Annotated in this window: 17 protein-coding genes; 4 read left to right on the top strand and 13 right to left on the bottom strand. The window is 55.5% G+C overall.

All coding sequences use genetic code 11. The features are described from left to right. Positions 1-76 precede the first annotated feature (76 nt). Positions 77-265, top strand: coding sequence for a Thivi_2564 family membrane protein (locus tag IE102_RS16630; RefSeq protein ID WP_189488796.1), 189 nt, complete (start codon positions 77-79; stop codon positions 263-265). Positions 266-317: 52 nt separating this feature from the next. Here IE102_RS16630 and IE102_RS16625 read toward each other — a convergent pair whose 3' ends face one another. After that, positions 318-1,316: an LLM class flavin-dependent oxidoreductase gene (locus IE102_RS16625; RefSeq protein ID WP_189488794.1), complete on the bottom strand. Its 999-nt coding sequence runs from the start codon at positions 1,314-1,316 to the stop codon at positions 318-320. Positions 1,317-1,502: 186 nt separating this feature from the next. Here IE102_RS16625 and IE102_RS16620 point away from each other — a divergent pair, with 186 nt between their 5' ends. After that, complete coding sequence (locus tag IE102_RS16620; RefSeq protein WP_189488792.1) at positions 1,503-1,958, top strand: hypothetical protein; 456 nt, start codon at positions 1,503-1,505, stop codon at positions 1,956-1,958. A 194-nt stretch (positions 1,959-2,152) separates the two neighbouring features. On the opposite strand, the gene clpA is transcribed toward IE102_RS16620, so the two are convergent. From clpA to IE102_RS16605, 3 genes are all read right to left on the bottom strand, one after another. After that, positions 2,153-4,465: an ATP-dependent Clp protease ATP-binding subunit ClpA gene (gene clpA, locus IE102_RS16615; protein ID WP_189488790.1), complete on the bottom strand. Its 2,313-nt coding sequence runs from the start codon at positions 4,463-4,465 to the stop codon at positions 2,153-2,155. A 200-nt stretch (positions 4,466-4,665) separates the two neighbouring features. Next, positions 4,666-5,040 (bottom strand): ATP-dependent Clp protease adapter ClpS, encoded by a 375-nt coding sequence (clpS, locus tag IE102_RS16610; RefSeq protein ID WP_373295618.1) that lies wholly within the window; start codon positions 5,038-5,040, stop codon positions 4,666-4,668. A gap of 581 nt (positions 5,041-5,621) precedes the next feature. Then, entirely contained in the window at positions 5,622-6,059 is a 438-nt protein-coding gene (locus IE102_RS16605; protein ID WP_189488788.1) for a phasin family protein, read from the bottom strand. Positions 6,060-6,836: 777 nt separating this feature from the next. Between IE102_RS16605 and IE102_RS16600 the strand changes: the two genes are divergently transcribed. Beyond that, positions 6,837-8,210, top strand: coding sequence for a D-alanyl-D-alanine carboxypeptidase (locus IE102_RS16600; RefSeq protein ID WP_229807831.1), 1,374 nt, complete (start codon positions 6,837-6,839; stop codon positions 8,208-8,210). A gap of 45 nt (positions 8,211-8,255) precedes the next feature. Here the strand turns inward: IE102_RS16600 and IE102_RS16595 are convergent, their stop codons facing one another. The 9 genes from IE102_RS16595 to IE102_RS16555 form a co-directional block, all read right to left on the bottom strand. After that, the gene (locus tag IE102_RS16595; RefSeq protein ID WP_189488778.1) at positions 8,256-9,404 is read right to left on the bottom strand and encodes a GNAT family N-acetyltransferase; all 1,149 of its coding nucleotides are present in this window, start codon (positions 9,402-9,404) and stop codon (positions 8,256-8,258) included. Between the two features lie 112 nt (positions 9,405-9,516). Next, positions 9,517-10,140: a glutathione S-transferase family protein gene (locus tag IE102_RS16590; protein ID WP_189488776.1), complete on the bottom strand. Its 624-nt coding sequence runs from the start codon at positions 10,138-10,140 to the stop codon at positions 9,517-9,519. 17 nt (positions 10,141-10,157) lie between these two features. Beyond that, on the bottom strand, positions 10,158-10,385 hold the full coding sequence (locus IE102_RS16585; RefSeq protein WP_189488774.1) for a putative signal transducing protein: 228 nt from the start codon (positions 10,383-10,385) through the stop codon (positions 10,158-10,160). Positions 10,386-10,417: 32 nt separating this feature from the next. Next, positions 10,418-10,939 (bottom strand): hypothetical protein, encoded by a 522-nt coding sequence (locus IE102_RS16580; protein WP_189488772.1) that lies wholly within the window; start codon positions 10,937-10,939, stop codon positions 10,418-10,420. 92 nt (positions 10,940-11,031) lie between these two features. Further along, positions 11,032-12,222 carry an elongation factor Tu gene (gene tuf / locus IE102_RS16575; protein WP_189487066.1) on the bottom strand — a complete coding sequence of 397 codons (1,191 nt, stop codon included), beginning with the start codon at positions 12,220-12,222 and terminating at the stop codon, positions 11,032-11,034. Positions 12,223-12,338: 116 nt separating this feature from the next. Continuing rightward, positions 12,339-14,417, bottom strand: coding sequence for an elongation factor G (gene fusA / locus IE102_RS16570; RefSeq protein WP_189488770.1), 2,079 nt, complete (start codon positions 14,415-14,417; stop codon positions 12,339-12,341). A 178-nt stretch (positions 14,418-14,595) separates the two neighbouring features. Continuing rightward, positions 14,596-15,069 (bottom strand): 30S ribosomal protein S7, encoded by a 474-nt coding sequence (rpsG, locus tag IE102_RS16565; RefSeq protein WP_189488768.1) that lies wholly within the window; start codon positions 15,067-15,069, stop codon positions 14,596-14,598. 12 nt (positions 15,070-15,081) lie between these two features. Further along, positions 15,082-15,453 (bottom strand): 30S ribosomal protein S12, encoded by a 372-nt coding sequence (gene rpsL / locus IE102_RS16560; RefSeq protein ID WP_006275291.1) that lies wholly within the window; start codon positions 15,451-15,453, stop codon positions 15,082-15,084. Between the two features lie 387 nt (positions 15,454-15,840). Further along, a complete protein-coding gene (locus IE102_RS16555) occupies positions 15,841-16,065 on the bottom strand; it encodes a hypothetical protein (protein ID WP_189488767.1) in 225 nt (74 codons plus the stop codon). Between the two features lie 447 nt (positions 16,066-16,512). Here IE102_RS16555 and ypfJ point away from each other — a divergent pair, with 447 nt between their 5' ends. Beyond that, positions 16,513-17,349, top strand: coding sequence for a KPN_02809 family neutral zinc metallopeptidase (gene ypfJ, locus IE102_RS16550; RefSeq protein ID WP_189488765.1), 837 nt, complete (start codon positions 16,513-16,515; stop codon positions 17,347-17,349). The last annotated feature ends 96 nt before the right edge of the window (positions 17,350-17,445 follow it).

Raw genomic sequence — 17,445 nt, 5'->3', positions numbered from 1 at the left:
GAACTATCCTCCGCATTTAAACCTGAGACAACTGGGCCTAGGTTCATCTTACCCATGAACCCGAAGGAATTAACCCATGCCTCTTATTAATCTTGTTGTTGTGCTTATTGTCGTCGGCGTCCTGTTGTGGCTGGTCAACACCTACATCCCGATGGACGGCAAGATCAAAAACATCCTCAACGCGGTCGTCGTGATCGGTGTCGTGCTGTGGCTGCTTCAGGTATTTGGCCTGTTCAGCAGCCTGTCCGGCGTCACCGTCGGCTAGGCAGGGGCACAGCCCCTGCACCCTGAACTTGGAACAGGCTGATAGGCCCGTTCTAATTTACGGCTTCCATTAGGCCCGTTTGCGCAAACAGTTCGACTGAGCGCAGGCGGGCCTTTATGTCGTGGATCGGCATGGAGATAATCAGTTCATCGGCCTCGGTCTGCGCCAAAAACGCCTTGAGTTTGGACTCGATCGTCGCAGGCGACCCGACCACCGCATATTTCAGCATATGATCAACCATCGCCGCCTCATCGGGCGTGAGTTGCAGTCCACGGTTAGGCTTGGGGAACGGCTTGCGGTCATTGCGGCGCAGATTAGCAAACGACTGCTGCATCGACGTATAGAGATATTTCGCCTCATCGTCCGTGTCGGCGGCCACCCCCATGATCCCGACCATCGCATAGGGCTTATCTAACACCGCCGACGGTTTGAACTGGCTGCGGTAGATGCTTAAGGCCTGAAACAGATGCTCCGGCGCGAAGTGCGACGCGAACGCATAGGGTAAGCCCAGCATGGCCGCCAGTTGCGCGCTATAGAGGCTCGACCCCAGCAGCCAGATCGGCACATTGGTGTTCATCCCCGGCACGGCAATGACCGGACGGCTGGCGGCGTCATCGCCTTCCCCCAAATAGGCCTGCAACTCCAGAACATCATTGGGAAAGCTGTCAACACCGTTATCAAGGTTCCGCCGCAAAGCCCGCGCGGTCTTCATATCCGTCCCCGGCGCCCGGCCCAGCCCCAGATCAACCCGGCCCGGAAACAGCGCCTCCAGCGTGCCAAACTGCTCAGCGATCACCAACGGCGAATGGTTGGGCAGCATGATCCCGCCGGAGCCGATGCGGATGGTCTTGGTCGCCTGCCCCACATGGGCGATGACGATCGACGTCGCCGCCGAGGCTATCCCCGGCATACCGTGATGTTCGGCCAGCCAGTAGCGCGTGTAGCCCAGTGTTTCCGCGTGTCCGGCCATGGTCGCGGAATTATCGAGCGCCTCACGCACCGTCCCGCCCTCACCGACTTGGCTTAAATCAAGAATGGAAAACGGGATCATCACTTACCTCCGATGGAGCCAGCTCACATCGGGTAAGCGGCACATAGCACTAGGGCCTTATGTAGGGGTTCGGTTACGATTTGAAGGGCATAATCAAAACTATTTTTACTATTTTTACTAAATTCACTTGAAAATATTTTCCCATTCGATATTGTCACCTCACGGAGAAATTTGGAGGGAAAGCAGATGCAAAATATGCGATCAATAGAAATAGACTTCGATGTTCATAAAAAGATTGAAATTGAACGATTAAATTTTTCAGAAACACCAAATGACGTTCTTCGTCGACTTTTAAAAATCACAGTAAAAGAATCAAAATATTCTCAATCACTCATGGGTAAGCCTTGGTCAGGAAAAGGAGTAACTCTTCCACATCAAACAGAATTGCGCATGGAGTATAATGGAACTGTCTACGAAGGAAGAATTACAAACGGAATATGGGTGGTCGAAGGCAAGGATTTCAATAGTCCATCAGCCGCCGCAAGTGGCATAGCTGTTACAAAAAAAGGGAAAACAACAAATTTAGATGGCTGGATTTATTGGCGCGTTAAACGTCCCGGCGATACTGCTTGGACTGCAATAGCTGATTTGAGACCAAAGCTGTCAGATGAGGAAATGGAAGCTATTCTCAAAGACATTTAAACACCCGATCGACTGCTGTATGCACGCATAGCCCCCACCACCACATCTCACGGCCTTTGGCCGCTCGTGCGGTCCCCCTCCCCGCCACAGGCAGGGAGGTATAAAATGAAAAAGCCGCCGGAGGGTTCCGGCGGCTTTTTATTTTAGTGCGGACTTAAACGCTTGCGCCAAGTTACGGTCCTAGGGGCTTGCCCCTAGTCGACGACTTCGGCTTTGGAGGCGTTCTTGTCCTTGGCCGGCGTGATGTCGAAGCCGATCTTGCCCTCGTCGGTCAGTTTGACGAGGATATGACCGCCCTTGATCAACTTGCCGAACAGGATCTCGTCGGCCAGCGGCTTTTTGATGTATTCCTGAATGACCCGCGCCAGTGGACGCGCGCCGTACAGTTCGTCGTAGCCGTTTTCCGACAGCCACTTGGCGGCATCGTCGGTCAGGGTGATCGTGATGTTGCGATCCGCCAACTGCATTTCCAGTTGCAGGATGAACTTGTGCACAACCTGGCTGATGACCTCGGCCTTCAGTTGCTTGAAGCCGACAATGGCATCCAGACGGTTGCGGAACTCCGGCGTAAACAGACGCTTGATCGCCGCATCGTCTTCGCCTTCGACCTTGGCCCGACCGAAGCCGATCGAGTTCTTCTGGTTGTCCGAAGCGCCCGCATTGGTGGTCATGATCAGGATCACATTGCGGAAATCGACCTTCTTGCCAACCGCATCCGTCAACATGCCATGATCCATGACTTGCAGCAGGATGTTGTAGATATCGGCGTGGGCCTTTTCGATTTCGTCCAGCAGCACGACCGCATGGGGTTGCTGATCGACGGCATCGGTGAGGAGCCCGCCCTGGTCATGGCCGACATAGCCCGGAGGGGCCCCGATCAGGCGCGACACAGTGTGGCGCTCCATATATTCGGACATGTCAAAGCGCAAAAGCTCGATCCCAAGCGTCGACGCCAGTTGCTTGGCCACTTCGGTCTTACCCACCCCGGTCGGGCCGGAGAACAGGTAGCATCCAATCGGCTTTTGCGGATCGCGCAGACCGGCGCGGGCCAGTTTCATGGCTGACGACAACTGCTCGATGGCATCGTTCTGACCAAAGACCACCCGTTGCAGGTCTTTTTCAAGATCACGCAGGGCTTCGGTATCCGAACGCGACACCGACTTTGACGGGATGCGGGCGATCTTGGCGATAACCGTTTCGATCTCACGCGGGCCAATGATCTTCTTACGCTTGGATTCCGGCAGGATGACCTGCAAGGCACCGGCTTCGTCGATCACGTCAATGGCTTTGTCCGGCAGCTTACGGTCAGTGATGTAACGCGCCGACAGTTCAACCGCGGTTCTGATGGCCGCATCGGTGTATTTCAGCTTATGGAAGGTCTCATAGTAGGGCTTAAGACCGCGCAGGATCTTGATGGTGTCGTCCGGCGACGGTTCATTGACGTCAATCTTCTGGAAGCGACGCACCAGGGCGCGGTCCTTCTCAAAGTGCTGACGGTACTCCTTATAGGTCGTTGAGCCCATGCAGCGCAGAGCACCCGACGCCAGAGCCGGTTTCAGCAGGTTGGACGCATCCATCGCCCCGCCCGACGTGGCCCCCGCACCGATGACAGTGTGGATTTCGTCGATGAACAGGACGGCATTCGGATGGGCCTCAAGCTCTTTGACGACCTGCTTGACGCGCTCCTCAAAGTCACCGCGATAACGGGTGCCGGCCAACAGCGTGCCCATGTCGAGGCTGTAGATCGTGGCCCCGGCCAGAACTTCCGGCACTTCGCCATCAACGATCTTTTTGGCCAAGCCTTCGGCAATGGCGGTCTTGCCCACGCCTGGATCACCGACCAGTAGCGGGTTGTTCTTGGTCCGGCGGCACAGGATCTGAATGGCGCGCTCAACCTCGGCATGACGACCGATCAGCGGATCGACCTTGCCGTGGCGCGACTTTTCATTCAGGTCAACGCAGTAGGCGGCCAGTGCATCGCCGGTGGACTTTTCGCCCTTAGATTTTTCATCCGACGGCGCACCGTCTTCGGAGGCACTGCGCACGGCGCGCGGTTCAGACGCGCCCGGCTTTTTCGCAATACCGTGAGCGATAAAATTGACCGCGTCATAGCGCGTCATTTCCTGCTCCTGCAGGAAGAAGGCGGCGTGACTTTCGCGTTCCGAGAAGATCGCAACCAGCACATTGGCGCCGGTGACTTCGTCGCGGCCGGATGACTGGACGTGAATGACCGCGCGTTGGATGACGCGCTGGAAACCGGCGGTGGGCTTGGCTTCTTCGGATTGCGGCACCACGAGGGATTTCAGATCGGTCTCGATATAGGCGTTCAGCGCCACGCGCAGTTTTGATAAATCTACATTACACGCGGTCATGACGGCGGCGGAGTCCACATCGTCAATGAGGGCGAGGAGGAGGTGCTCTAAGGTCGCATACTCATGATGATGAGCATTGGCGTGCCCGACGGCCCGATGAAGAGTATCTTCAAGCGCGCTGGAAAATGATGGCATGTTCAGCCTCCTTAAAGCTGTGATCCAAACTCTGTACTCTTTTTAGTACTTTATTCTTGCCCCATCGGTAGTTCGCGAAACACATAAGATCTTTGGGTATCGGATCGTTCGCTTGCCAAAAACGCGGCCTGAATTCTATAAAACTGTAGCTTCTACTCTTACATAGTAAGCACCTGACGCCATTTCCATAGGCCTGATGCTCAATCCTTTTCCATAGTACATTGCAGCGGGTGCTGATGACGGCGGGCCATGTCGACAACCTGAGCCACCTTCGTTTCCGCCACTTCGTAGGTAAACACCCCGCATACGCCCACGCCTGTCTGATGGACATGCAGCATGACGCGGGTGGCGTCCTCACGCGACTTGTTAAAGAACCGCTCAAGGACATAGACCACGAATTCCATCGGCGTGTAGTCGTCGTTGAGGATCAGCACACGGTACAGCGACGGCTTCTGTGGCTTGGGCTTGGCGTCAACAACCGCAAACGGGGCCTGGTCAGGCTTAATGTCGGGAGTCTTCGTCCCACCCTTACCCGCTGCCGTCACTGCGCCCGCTGACTTTACTGCGATCGTCATCGACTGTGCCATGATGTTAGCGCCCTCAACCTCCTCAAGCGCGAAATCAAACCCGTTACCCGACAAGACTAAACCTCTTTGTTTTAACCATACCCTAACGGCGTTCTTTCAACTTAACGCCACCGACCTGAAGGCCGGGTGAACGAAGCGATTTTAACGCCGGTTGGGAACGTAGCCTAATGAAGATAGTACAAACTTTGAACCTGTTAAGGGGCAATCGCCAATACTATCCCCTGTTACGATCACAGTTTACGCCTAAGTCTTACAAAAGGTGTGCAAAAAAGATTGTTCTCCACATCAGATAGCCAAAGACTAAACGTGCTTCGCCGCCGTTGAATATGTGGATTCTGCCCGATCACTTAAACTTGATCGCAGGTGCAGCATGCTGCGGTCACTCGTGGCCTAGCCATTTTAAGTTGTGCTAACGCTTCGCTCCTTGAGCACTAATAAAAAAAATCCCCGGACGGTTGTTGAGACCATCCGGGGCTACAGCAATTTGGCGAATTGCAGCTTTAAATTTTAAGTGCCGGTCTGATACGCGACCGGCCAATGACCGGCGAATAACCGAAGATTTACTAAAACTACTTGTAAGACTGGAACTTCTCAACCGCGGCCGTCATGCGGGCGTTGATCGGCTTGAATGTGTCTTTGAACGAGGCCGACAGGGTTTCAGAAATCGTGTTCATTTCCGACACGTAGGCTTCGATCGACGACTTGGCCCAGGACGATTGCAGTTCAATCACTTCCTGTACGCTCTTGGCGCTCGACAGGCTCTTGCCCGCGGCGACTGCGTCTTCCCAGTTCTTTTTGGCGAAAGCGGCGGTTTGGGCGCCAACGGTTTCAACACCCTTGGTGGCTGCCGTCATGCTCTCGATGACCGCTTCGATGTTGCCCTTGGACAGGCTGTTGACTTCGTTGAGCATGCCCAACGACTTTTCAACGCCGTCTTTGAAGGCTTGGTTACCCGCGACCGAAGCGCGCTCGACGGTTGATTTGAAAGCTTCTGTACCCGTATCCATGTCAAAAATCTCCCTATTTGATGCTAAAGGACTCTTGGTCGAGTCTCAGTCCGTTTGGCGAGAAAATATCGCCATAAGTGCAAAACCACTCAGAAACACAACCATTGAAAGCATTTATAACGCAAGCGCACACTGATGTCAAACATTATTGTGCAGTGCACAAAATTCTACGTACGCAAATACCGCCGGTTACCTCAATCAGGATTCCCCCATTGCGGGAGGCCCCTTTATAACCAGCCAAAAGACGCGGCTTAATGCCAAAGGTAGGGTTTGTAAAAAAATTTAGTCTGTAAGCGTTTTACGGCACGACGCGGCTTAAACTACGGCACGGATTATACATTTAGACGACTCACGCCGGATAAGCCTGATCCGGGGCGTTAAGGGTTTGTAAGCCATAACGGCGTTTTATAGTAAGCTTATTTAACGGCGGCGCGTACCTCCGCTACATTTTGGGCTCAATTGCGCGTTATCGTGACCATATAGTTACAGGTAGTAAGTTGACTAATCCGCCCCAGCCTGTTGAATTAAGCTTAACAGTGCGGCGGATGGGATCGGGAATCGTGACACGCCTTATCCAAAGGCATAATCTCCCGATGCTGACTTAAGTTTTTAATCAGTGCCCGATTTTTTATAAAAAAGGCACAAGGTTGTGGCGTAAATCTAGTAAATAAGGAGCTTGGCCCGTTGCGTATCCTCCCCTCAGCCAAGACGCGAATGTTTCTTGAAAGCCTTTCGCGTAAAACTGCCGTACCGGCCCCAAAAGCCCGTGCGATCCCTGTGACGCGCCCCCTGCGCACCGCACTGTCCGCGCTGATCGCCACCCTTATTTGCCTGATGATGGTGATCGGCTTTGCCACCGCCGCACGGGCTCAGGACTTGTCCGAACAAAGCGCGCGTTATGCCGCCATCGTCGTCGATGCCCAATCCGGCGAAGTCTTTTACGCCAGCCGCGCCGATAGTCAGCGCTACCCCGCCTCCCTCACCAAGATCATGACGCTCTATATGGCGTTCGAAGCCATCTCGATGGGTGAGTTAAAGCCCACCGACCTGATCACCATGTCGCCCCACGCCGCCTCCATGCAGCCGGTCAAGGTCTGGCTGAAAGCTGGCGACACTATTGACGTCGATTCAGCCATGAAGTTGGTCGCCCTCTATTCCGCCAACGATCTGGCCGCCGCTCTGGGCGAAAAGATCGGCGGCACCGAAGCGCGCTTTGGGGCCCTGATGACCCTGCGTGCTAAGGAACTGGGCATGACCCAGACCAATTTCGTCAATGCGTCGGGCCTGCCCGATAACCGTCAGGTGTCTTCGGCCCGCGACTTCGCCATTCTGGCCCGCGCGGTGATGCGCGACTACCCGCAATATTATGAATACTTCCATATCAAGAACTACACCTGGCGTGATAAGACCTACTACAACCATAATCCGCTGCTGGCCATGTCCGGCGTCGATGGCATGAAGACCGGCGTGACCAATGCCGCCGGCTACAATCTGGTGGCCTCTCAGGTTAAGGGCAACCGCCGTCTGATCGCCGTCATGTTGGGCGGCGACAACAAATCCCAGCGCCGTGAGCACGTCACGGCCCTGCTCAACACCGGTTTTGACGTCATCGCCCGCCGCAATAAGGGTGAGGAAATTCTCGTCGCCCAGACCGCCTTTACGCAGTCCTTTGGATCGGCCTCAGCGTCGCCCTATACGGTTCTGGCCCGCAATGACCAACTGATGAGCGACGCCCAGTTACGCGACGCCCTGCAAGGCTCGGAAATGGCCAATATGTCCGAAGACGTTCAGCGCCTAAGCTCCACCGCCAATGCCCCGGCTGTGGCCAAGGCGCTGGCGGATGCCCAGACTAAAGACAACAAGGCCAAACCGGCGGCTAAGAAAACCGCGACCAAGGCCAAGAAAAAAGACCCAGACGCCATCTGGGCCATTCAGGTCGGCGCCTTTAAGCAAAAGTCACTGGCTCAGGACTGGACCAAGGATCTGAAAAAGCGCTTCAAATCCAATCTGGCCGAGGCTGTGTCTGACGTCAGCCGCAACTCAAATGGCTGGTATCGCACCCGCTTTGTTGAGATGACCAAGGCGCAGGCCCAAAAAGCCTGCAAGGCGATCGAAGCCAAGCGGCTCGATTGCATGGTGGTCAAATCCTGATAAAAAAAAGCGCTTCGCCCCAAGACTTTGGTTGAAGCGCTTTTTTTATGCCGCCTGATCATTGGCAGCGCGGCTTAAGGCCCGTTTGGCGGTGCCTCCCATGGCTTTCAGCCAGCCTGACGCCGACACCTCACAGGCCTGAATGATATTGAAGCGGCGGCGCAGACTGAGGCGTACGCTTTTCGCCTGACTTTTCAGCATCGGCAAAGCCTCGACCAGACTATCCAGAATAAGCTCGCCCACGCTCGGCACTGACGACACAACCCCTTCGAGGCACGCCGTCTCCGGCGTTGTCAGGACGTGCTTATACTGCTCGCCGCCACAGCCGAAATCGACCCGCCTCACCCCCAGCACCTCGACGTGTTGCATGATGCGCATCGACAGCAGAATGCCCGGACTGTAGCGGCCATAGCTTTCCGCATAGGCCGGGAACCAGAAATGCAGATTATCGCCCTTGATCAGGCAGATCTCAGCCGCAACCAACGCGCCCTCATGGCGGAAAACACCTACCCGCAAGCCAAAGCCCTGATCCTGATAGCCGGCCAGGGTCTTAAGCAGGGTCAGGGTCCAGCCGCAGGTAAAGACATCATGCAGGCCTGAGCGCTTATATTGCAGGCGTTTCTGCTCGATGATCCATTCGATAATGGCCGATGTCGCCATTTCCCACGAAAACTCAAAGCCGCCAAAGTCTTTATCGACATTACGAGTACATCTGCCGATGTTCTTGAAAAACTTGTGGTGTTCGGCTTTTTGAGTCTCAAACCACGCCTCATAACCGTGCGATAAATCGGCGATCCGGCGGATGTGGTTGGTGGTTCTGGCTGCCGGGTTCATCGGCCCTACCCAGCCCTGAAACACCAGATGCTGAGCCCCCAGTGATTTTAACAACGCTTTGAAATCGATCTGCAAATCACGGCGACCAATAATGCCGTGATAATCAGTTAGCGGTGCCCCCAGCGGCTGAATAGTCCGCCCGCGGCGCTGAAACGGAAAGAAACCTGCCACCTGGTCGCCTTCATAGAGCCGCGCCACAAACGCCTTGGGCACACTTTGACCAATGGCCATGACGTAGCGCACATCGAAATAAGGCCCGATCAAGTCATCGCGCTCGGCCATAAAGCCCTGCCACAGCCTGACATCCTCCGCGTTAAGGTCGCCGGGTTTGATAATGTCCACACGCGCGTGTCTGACCATAGGATGTGTTTCCGCCGCTTTGATTTGGCGCTACTTTACGCGAATATGATTAAATCCGGCCTAAGTACCATGGTAAACAAGGCCTTTCATCCTGCGACATATTACCGCCCAATCATCGCCCCGGCGGGCTGAAGGTCTGGGCCACGGCTTGAAACACCGGCAGGGCCTCGCAGGCCTGATGATGGGCCTCAAGGGCCGGACATGCTCTGAAATCCAGTAAACCGTCATGAGCTTCGGATATAAACCTGAGCGTACAGGCGACCGCAATATCGGCATGGCCGGGCTGATCCCCGAACCAGAACGGCGTGGTCAGCCTCAACCGTTCGGCTTCCAGAACAGCCAATCCATCGGTAATTTGCTGGCGGCAACGATCAACCCACAGATCGGATGGCGCCGGATGAAAGGCCTGCTCATAGAACAGGCTGACCGCCTTATCGGCCAGCCCGGTCGCGAGCGCCATGATGTAAAGCGCTTTTTGGCGGTCAGCACCACTTCTGGCCATCAAGGGGGCGGCTGCCTGCTCATCCAGATAATCGATCATGGTCGGGCTGTCGATCAGCGCCTCGCCATCATCCAGCACCAGAACCGGCACCCGGCGTAAAGGGTTGTATGGGGCGATCTTGTCCCCGTCTCGAAACGTCGACCACGGTTTATGCTCGAACCCGATCCCATATAGCGTCAAGGCAATGCCGACACGGCGCACAAAGGGGCTGTCATACTGGCCAATCAGGATCATGAAGACCTCACGAAAAACTATTTCAGAGGCCGCAGTTCGCCCCCCAAGCCTGCGTCTTGCATCAAAGTGCGCGCTTCGTCAAACCCGTCGGCCTCAACCAGTATGCGCTTGGGGAACAACCCGATCGAGCCTTCGGTCGCACTGATGTTTCTATCCGCTACGAAATAGGCCAGCCCTGCCGATTTCAGCAGGGTTTCCACATAGGAAATCAGGACCATATTATTGGTGCGGATCAGTTCTTTCACATCCGCAACCTAACCTATTGCCTGCGGGCCGCCTATGCGCCTTCACCGAGATGTGACTGCCTGTTAATACCGACATCGTCCCATTGGATATCGGCAAGTCTCAGACGCGCATAAATATCGTCACCGAATCCCCATCCATCAGGCATGGTTTGACGCATACCTAATTGATCCTTGCTATCCAGCCTTTCCCGCTCAAAAGGAGAGATCAAAACGATTTTAGTGTGCTTTAAAATAAAATCAGCAATCTCTTCGTCGCTTAGACCACGCTCCAACATAACGTGACATTCTTTTATGATCACGAGACGCGGAACCACATGTTCCCGGCAAGCCGTAGCGTCACAGTTAACCGACTTACCCACGATAGTAAGGTCATCCGGTATGAATAAGCCCTCCAACAGGCGCGTGTCCGACGAACCTTTTTCCTCCCAGAGACCGCGTATATGCATAGCTGAGCGTAAGCAGGCGCGCTTTAATCGTTCGTCATCTGTGTAGACACGACGCGATGGATTTGTGTTGTTCATTAGCCCCTCAACTTGTTCCAAGTCTTTTGACATAGAAAAACCCCCTGAGACAAGCTCAGAGGGTTTTATCTAAATCACAAGTTTATCCGCCGCTCCCGGTTAGGGGTGCAGGGACAAGTCCCTGCCTAGGCAATGATCTTCGCGACGACGCCGGCGCCGACGGTACGGCCACCTTCACGGATAGCGAAGCGCAGCTTCTCTTCCATGGCGATCGGGGTGATCAGCTCGACGTCCAGCTCAGCATTGTCGCCCGGCATGATCATTTCCACGCCTTCTTTCAGCTTCACGATACCGGTCACGTCCGTCGTACGGAAGTAGAACTGCGGACGGTAGTTGGTGAAGAACGGCGTGTGACGACCGCCTTCTTCCTTGTTCAGGATGTAGGCTTCGGCAATGAACTTGGTGTGCGGGGTGATCGAGCCTGGCTTACACAGAACCTGACCACGCTCAACGTCTTCACGCTTGGTGCCGCGCAGCAGAACGCCGACGTTGTCACCCGCTTGACCTTGGTCAAGCAGCTTGCGGAACATTTCAACGCCCGTGCAGGTCGTCTTTTGGACCGGACGGATGCCGACGATTTCGACTTCTTCACCGACTTTCACGATACCACGCTCGACGCGACCGGTCACAACCGTACCACGGCCAGAGATCGAGAACACGTCTTCAACCGGCATCAGGAACGGCAGATCGATCGGACGCTCAGGCTGCGGGATGTATTCGTCAACCGTCTTCATCAGGGCGATGATCTGGTTTTCACCGATTTCCGGGTTTACGCCATCGGTTGCGGCCTTAGCCGAACCCATGGTGATGGGGATATCGTCGCCGGGGAACTGGTAAGACGACAGAAGTTCACGAACTTCCATTTCAACCAGCTCAAGCAGTTCAGCATCGTCAACAAGGTCAACCTTGTTCATGAACACGACCAGCGCCGGAACACCGACCTGACGGGCCAGCAGGATGTGCTCGCGGGTTTGCGGCATCGGGCCGTCAGCGGCCGAAACCACCAGAATAGCGCCGTCCATCTGAGCAGCACCGGTGATCATGTTCTTCACATAGTCGGCGTGGCCTGGGCAGTCGACGTGCGCATAGTGACGGTTAGCCGTCTCATATTCGACGTGGGCGGTGTTGATGGTGATGCCGCGTGCTTTTTCTTCAGGGGCAGCGTCGATGTCGGCATATGCCTTGGCGACCGCGCCGCCGGACTTGGCCAGCGTCATCGTGATTGCTGCCGTCAGCGTCGTCTTGCCGTGGTCAACGTGACCAATCGTGCCAATGTTGCAGTGCGGCTTAGTACGGTTGAATTTTTCCTTGGCCATTTCAAATCCCCGCGCATTAGGCGGGCCTTCACTCGGTTAGGGGTTGAACTTTGTAAGTTATGTTTAGGGTTGCTGGCCCGTAGCATACAAAATGCGACGGGCCAAGCGGTTTGATATTAAGCGTACTTCTTGATCACTTCGTCGGCGACGTGCTGCGGCACGGGCTCGTAGTGATCGTAGACCATCGAGAACTGGGCGCGGCCTTGCGACATACCGCGCAGGGTGTTCACGTAGCCGAACATGTTGGCCAGTGGCACGAACGCGTCAACGACAATGGCGTTACCGCGCATGTCCTGACCCTGGATCATACCGCGACGACCGTTGAGATCGCCGATGACCGAACCGAGGTATTCTTCGGGGGTTACGACTTCGACCTTCATGATCGGCTCGAGCAGCTTGGGCCCGCCCTTCTCACGAAGTTCCTTGAACGCCGCACGAGCGGCGATTTCGAAGGCCAGAACCGAGGAGTCGACGTCATGGTAGGCGCCGTCAATCAGGGTGACCTTAAAGTCGATCACAGGGAAGCCAGCCAGCAGGCCGTTTTCCTTGGACGATTCAAAGCCCTTGATGACGCCTGGGATGTATTCCTTTGGAACCGCACCACCAACGACGCCCGATTCGAACACAAAGCCGGTGCCGGGTTCACCCGGTTCCACCACAACCTTGATGCGGGCGAACTGGCCTGTACCACCGGTTTGCTTCTTGTGGGTGTAGTCAATTTCAGCCTTACGGGTGATCGATTCGCGGTAGGCCACCTGCGGCGCGCCGATATTGGCTTCAACCTTATAGGTACGCTTCAGGATGTCGATCTTGATGTCGAGGTGAAGTTCGCCCATGCCCTTCAGGATCGTCTGGCCCGACTCGTGGTCGGTCGAAACGGTGAAGGACGGGTCTTCCGAAGCCAGTTTGGCCAGAGCCACGCCCAGCTTTTCCTGATCGGCTTTGGACTTGGGTTCCACGGCGATTTCGATAACCGGTGCCGGGAATTCCATGCGCTCAAGAATAACCGGGGACTTCAGCGGATCGCACAGGGTATCGCCGGTGCGGGTGTCCTTGAGGCCAGCCAGAGCGACGATATCGCCGGCATAGGCTTCCTTGATGTCTTCACGGTTGTTGGAGTGCATGAGCAGCATACGGCCAACGCGCTCGCGCTTATCGCGGGTCGAGTTGAGCAGGCCCATGCCAGCTTCCATCTTGCCCGAATAGAGGCGGCAGAAGGTCAGCGAACCGACGAACGGGTCATCCATGATCTTGAACGCCAGAACCGACAGAGGCTCTTCGTCAGATGCGCGACGTACAACTTCTTCTTCGGTCTTATAGTCGATGCCCTTGGTCGGCGGAATATCGACCGGCGACGGCAGATAATCGACCACGGCGTCGAGCAGGGTCTGAACACCCTTGTTCTTGAAGGCCGAACCGCACAGGATCGGATAGAAGGCCCCGTTCAGAACGGCTTTACGGATGCACTTCTTGATCACTTCGGTCGAAGGCTCATTGCCTTCGAGGTAAGCTTCCATCGCCTCGTCGTCGAGTTCAACGGCGTTATCGATCAGGTACTGACGGGCTTCGTTAGCCTTATCAACCAGATCGGCCGGAATTTCGTGTTCGGCATAGTTAGCACCGAGGGCATCGTTGTCCCAGACAATCGCCTTCATCTTCACGATGTCAACGAGGCCGGACAGGGTGTTTTCCGAACCGATCGGGAACTGGATCGGCACAGCCTTGGCGCCCAGACGGTCGCGGATCGACTGAACCGACTTATCGAAGTCAGCGCCGATCTTGTCCATCTTGTTGACGAAGACGATACGCGGCACGTTGTACTTGTCGGCCTGACGCCAGACGGTTTCGGTCTGGGGCTCAACACCGGCGTTACCGTCAAGCACGGCAACCGCGCCATCAAGCACGCGAAGCGAACGCTCAACTTCGATGGTGAAGTCCACGTGGCCTGGGGTGTCGATGATGTTCAGGCGCTTGCCATCCCAGAAAGCAGTCGTCGCAGCGGACGTAATCGTGATGCCGCGCTCCTGCTCCTGCTCCATCCAGTCCATGGTGGCCGCGCCATCGTGGACTTCGCCGATCTTGTGGGATTTGCCGGTGTAATAGAGGATACGTTCCGTGGTCGTGGTCTTACCGGCGTCGATGTGCGCCATAATACCAAAGTTACGGTAGTCCTCGATGTTGTGACTGCGGGGCATAGTGATAGCCTCAAACTAAGGGTCAAATTCGGGGTATTGGTCGTTTCAGGCTAAAAAACCCGGCGACCTGAACCATAAGGCGCGCGGGCGGTTTAAACCAAACCACCCGCGCGTTAAAGCTCTTTTTTGACAGGGTGATGACACCGTGTCCGCTGTAGTCGCTGTTTCCAGCGCCAGACTACCAGCGATAGTGCGAGAAGGCGCGGTTAGCTTCGGCCATCTTATGGGTATCTTCGCGCTTCTTCACAGCCGTACCACGGTTGTTGGAAGCATCCAGCAGTTCGCCGGCCAGCTTTTCCGTCATAGTGTTTTCACCACGCTTGCGCGCAGCGTTGACCAGCCAGCGGATCGCCAGAGCGCGACGGCGCTCCGAGCGGACTTCGACCGGAACCTGATAGGTCGCCCCACCGACGCGGCGTGAGCGGACTTCGATCGAAGGCGCTACGTTGTCGAGGGCGGCATGGAAAGTTTCAATGGCGGTTGCGTCTTTTTTCTTGGCAACCAGGATGTCGAAAGCACCGTAAACGATGTTTTCAGCCACAGCCTTTTTGCCTTCGTACATGACGTAGTTCATGAACTTGGTGACAACCAGATCGCCGTATACGGGATCGGGCAGAACGTCGCGCTTCTCTGCGCGGTGACGACGTGACATGTGGTGTAATCCTTACTTAGGACGCTTCGCACCGTAGTGCGAACGGCGTTGCTTACGGTTCTTAACGCCTTGCGTATCGAGCACGCCGCGCAGGATGTGGTAGCGGACGCCGGGAAGATCCTTCACACGGCCGCCGCGGATCAGAACCACGGAGTGTTCCTGAAGGTTGTGGCCTTCACCGGGGATGTAGCACACGGCTTCGATTTGCGAGGTCAGACGGACCTTGGCAACCTTACGAAGCGCCGAGTTCGGCTTCTTCGGGGTCGTGGTGTAAACGCGCGTACACACGCCGCGACGCTGAGGGCAACCCTTAAGGGCCGGAACCTTGTTGCGCTTTGGCTTAGGCTGACGTGGCTTACGGATAAGCTGGTTAACTGTGGGCATTAGGGTTTCGCTTCTATGCTCTGATAAGACCTGTGCCGTTTGGCCGGAGGGTCTCGGTTGGATGGTTACGCTTTAAAGACCCCGCCCCGGCATACATTCGTGACAAACACAAAAGCCGCAACCTGCGCTATGGAGGTTACGGCGGGCACACAGGCCCTGCATGATTTGGATTGGGAAAGAGGGTTTTATCCCTCAGCCTCAAAAATGATGGGCCGCTATAACTTAGGGATTAACGGGCGTCAAGGTGGGAATCGCTAAAGGCCGTAGAGTTTAAGGAGAAACCACAGCTCTATATATAAGACGCACCCAAAAGCGTCGGCACAGGCATACGATCAGTCTATATGCCGATCAAGCGTTTTGGATAGCATACTAAACCAAGGATTTTCCCTAGGTGATCGCATCTTCCAGCATGGAGAGATAGGTGGAATGAGATGGTGTGAACTGCACCCCGCCGCCCATGTCGATCGTCAAACGAGGGACCGTATTTTTCTCAATCATGCCGCGGAGCTCATCTGCTTTTGCCTTTGCGGTATCAGCAGACAACGTGCTTGGATTCGGAACCGAAAACCCGCCCTGCGTCTTTGGAGACGTTGTGACTGTGGATGTGCTCATACTCTCAGCCTTAGAACTTGGAGGACTCTTTACCCCGGCTGTAGATGCTCCGTTAAGCCCGTAGCCCAGAACAGTAATGTTACTGTTGTCCAACCTTCGCATCTTGGACAAATCGGTGCCCGCAAGTCCTCGCCCATAAGTAATCATCTCTTTGTCTCCCCTTGTCGGCGCCACAGTGTCGTGAGAAATTTCTGCCGAGCTAAGGATCTAACAATCCCCTTAACCCAGCAATAAATTCCACCTTTAGGTGCATTTTCTACAATATGAAAAAATCCATGCAACAAACGTGCCCACATAGTTAATGCATAGGGCGTAATCGTGAGTAGCGACCAGAGGGTATTCCGTGCAACGCTAACGCCTCCTTTACAAACTTCGACGCCCTTCCCCCTTTGCCTTGAGAGCAATCTGAGCCTATAGTTTACGCGAACAAGCATAGGGGATGACCGCATGAAATGGGATCTGGGCCGCAGAGGCGGTGTCGAAGACCGCAGAGGCTTAAGCGGCGGCGCGATTGCCGGTGGAGGTGGCATCGGGGTGATTGTCATCGCCCTGATCGGCTATTTCCTTGGGGTTGACCCACAACAACTGACCCAGATTGTCAATCAGGCGCAAGGCCCTGCCCAACAGCAGGCCGGCGTCGAGGGCACGCCCACCGACGAAGAAGGCGCGTTTGCCGATGTCGTCCATACCTCGGCCAATGATGTCTGGGCTCAGATTTTCCAGCAGACCGGCCGCACCTACCGCCCGTCAACGGTTGTGCTCTATACCGAAGGCACCTCGACCGGTTGCGGCTATGGCCAGGCGGCGATGGGGCCGTTCTATTGCCCGGCGGATGAGCGGGTTTACCTCGATCTCAATTTCTTTCAGACGCTCGATACCCAGATGGGCGCGGGCGGGGATTTCGCCAAGGCCTATGTCATCGGTCACGAAGTCGGCCACCATGTCCAGAACGTACTCGGCCTCAGCCAGCGCGTTCAGAACGCCCAGGGCCGCCTGAGCGAAGCCGAAGGCAATAAGCTGTCGGTCAAGCTTGAGCTTCAGGCCGATTGCTATGCCGGTATCTGGGCGCGGCAATCGAACGACCAACTGAACTGGCTGGAAAGCGGCGACCTTGACGAAGCCTTACGCGCGGCGTCGGCGGTCGGTGATGACACCCTGCAAAAGCGCTCGACCGGCAGCGTTGTGCCCGACAGCTTCACCCACGGTTCCTCAGCCGAGCGGATGCAGTGGTTCAAAACCGGCTACAACTCCGGCGACCCGGATGCGTGCGATACGTTCGGGTAAGCGCATCCCAAAAAGTGCCAAATCTTAATATCTTGGGTTTTGGGATTAAGATGCGCGCAAAAAAGGCCTTATGTCGAACGCAATTTGAGCGGTTAA

It is taken from the genome of Asticcacaulis endophyticus (assembly GCF_014652575.1).
In the GTDB taxonomy this organism is placed as follows: Bacteria; Pseudomonadota; Alphaproteobacteria; order Caulobacterales; family Caulobacteraceae; genus Asticcacaulis; species Asticcacaulis endophyticus.
Note: the sequence above shows the minus strand (reverse complement) of the source record. Positions and strands in the feature narration are given on the sequence as shown.

Bases quoted from the DNA above. Each gene is read 5' to 3' on its own strand.
- IE102_RS16630 (WP_189488796.1), top strand. From the start codon at position 77: ATGCCTCTTATTAATCTTGTTGTTGTGCTTATTGTCGTCGGCGTCCTG.
- IE102_RS16625 (WP_189488794.1), bottom strand. From the start codon at position 1,316: ATGATCCCGTTTTCCATTCTTGATTTAAGCCAAGTCGGTGAGGGCGGG.
- IE102_RS16620 (WP_189488792.1), top strand. From the start codon at position 1,503: ATGCAAAATATGCGATCAATAGAAATAGACTTCGATGTTCATAAAAAG.
- clpA (WP_189488790.1), bottom strand. From the start codon at position 4,465: ATGCCATCATTTTCCAGCGCGCTTGAAGATACTCTTCATCGGGCCGTC.
- clpS (WP_373295618.1), bottom strand. From the start codon at position 5,040: ATGACGATCGCAGTAAAGTCAGCGGGCGCAGTGACGGCAGCGGGTAAG.
- IE102_RS16605 (WP_189488788.1), bottom strand. From the start codon at position 6,059: ATGGATACGGGTACAGAAGCTTTCAAATCAACCGTCGAGCGCGCTTCG.
- IE102_RS16595 (WP_189488778.1), bottom strand. From the start codon at position 9,404: ATGGTCAGACACGCGCGTGTGGACATTATCAAACCCGGCGACCTTAAC.
- IE102_RS16590 (WP_189488776.1), bottom strand. From the start codon at position 10,140: ATGATCCTGATTGGCCAGTATGACAGCCCCTTTGTGCGCCGTGTCGGC.
- IE102_RS16580 (WP_189488772.1), bottom strand. From the start codon at position 10,939: ATGTCAAAAGACTTGGAACAAGTTGAGGGGCTAATGAACAACACAAAT.
- tuf (WP_189487066.1), bottom strand. From the start codon at position 12,222: ATGGCCAAGGAAAAATTCAACCGTACTAAGCCGCACTGCAACATTGGC.
- fusA (WP_189488770.1), bottom strand. From the start codon at position 14,417: ATGCCCCGCAGTCACAACATCGAGGACTACCGTAACTTTGGTATTATG.
- rpsG (WP_189488768.1), bottom strand. From the start codon at position 15,069: ATGTCACGTCGTCACCGCGCAGAGAAGCGCGACGTTCTGCCCGATCCC.
- rpsL (WP_006275291.1), bottom strand. From the start codon at position 15,453: ATGCCCACAGTTAACCAGCTTATCCGTAAGCCACGTCAGCCTAAGCCA.
- IE102_RS16555 (WP_189488767.1), bottom strand. From the start codon at position 16,065: ATGAGCACATCCACAGTCACAACGTCTCCAAAGACGCAGGGCGGGTTT.
- ypfJ (WP_189488765.1), top strand. From the start codon at position 16,513: ATGAAATGGGATCTGGGCCGCAGAGGCGGTGTCGAAGACCGCAGAGGC.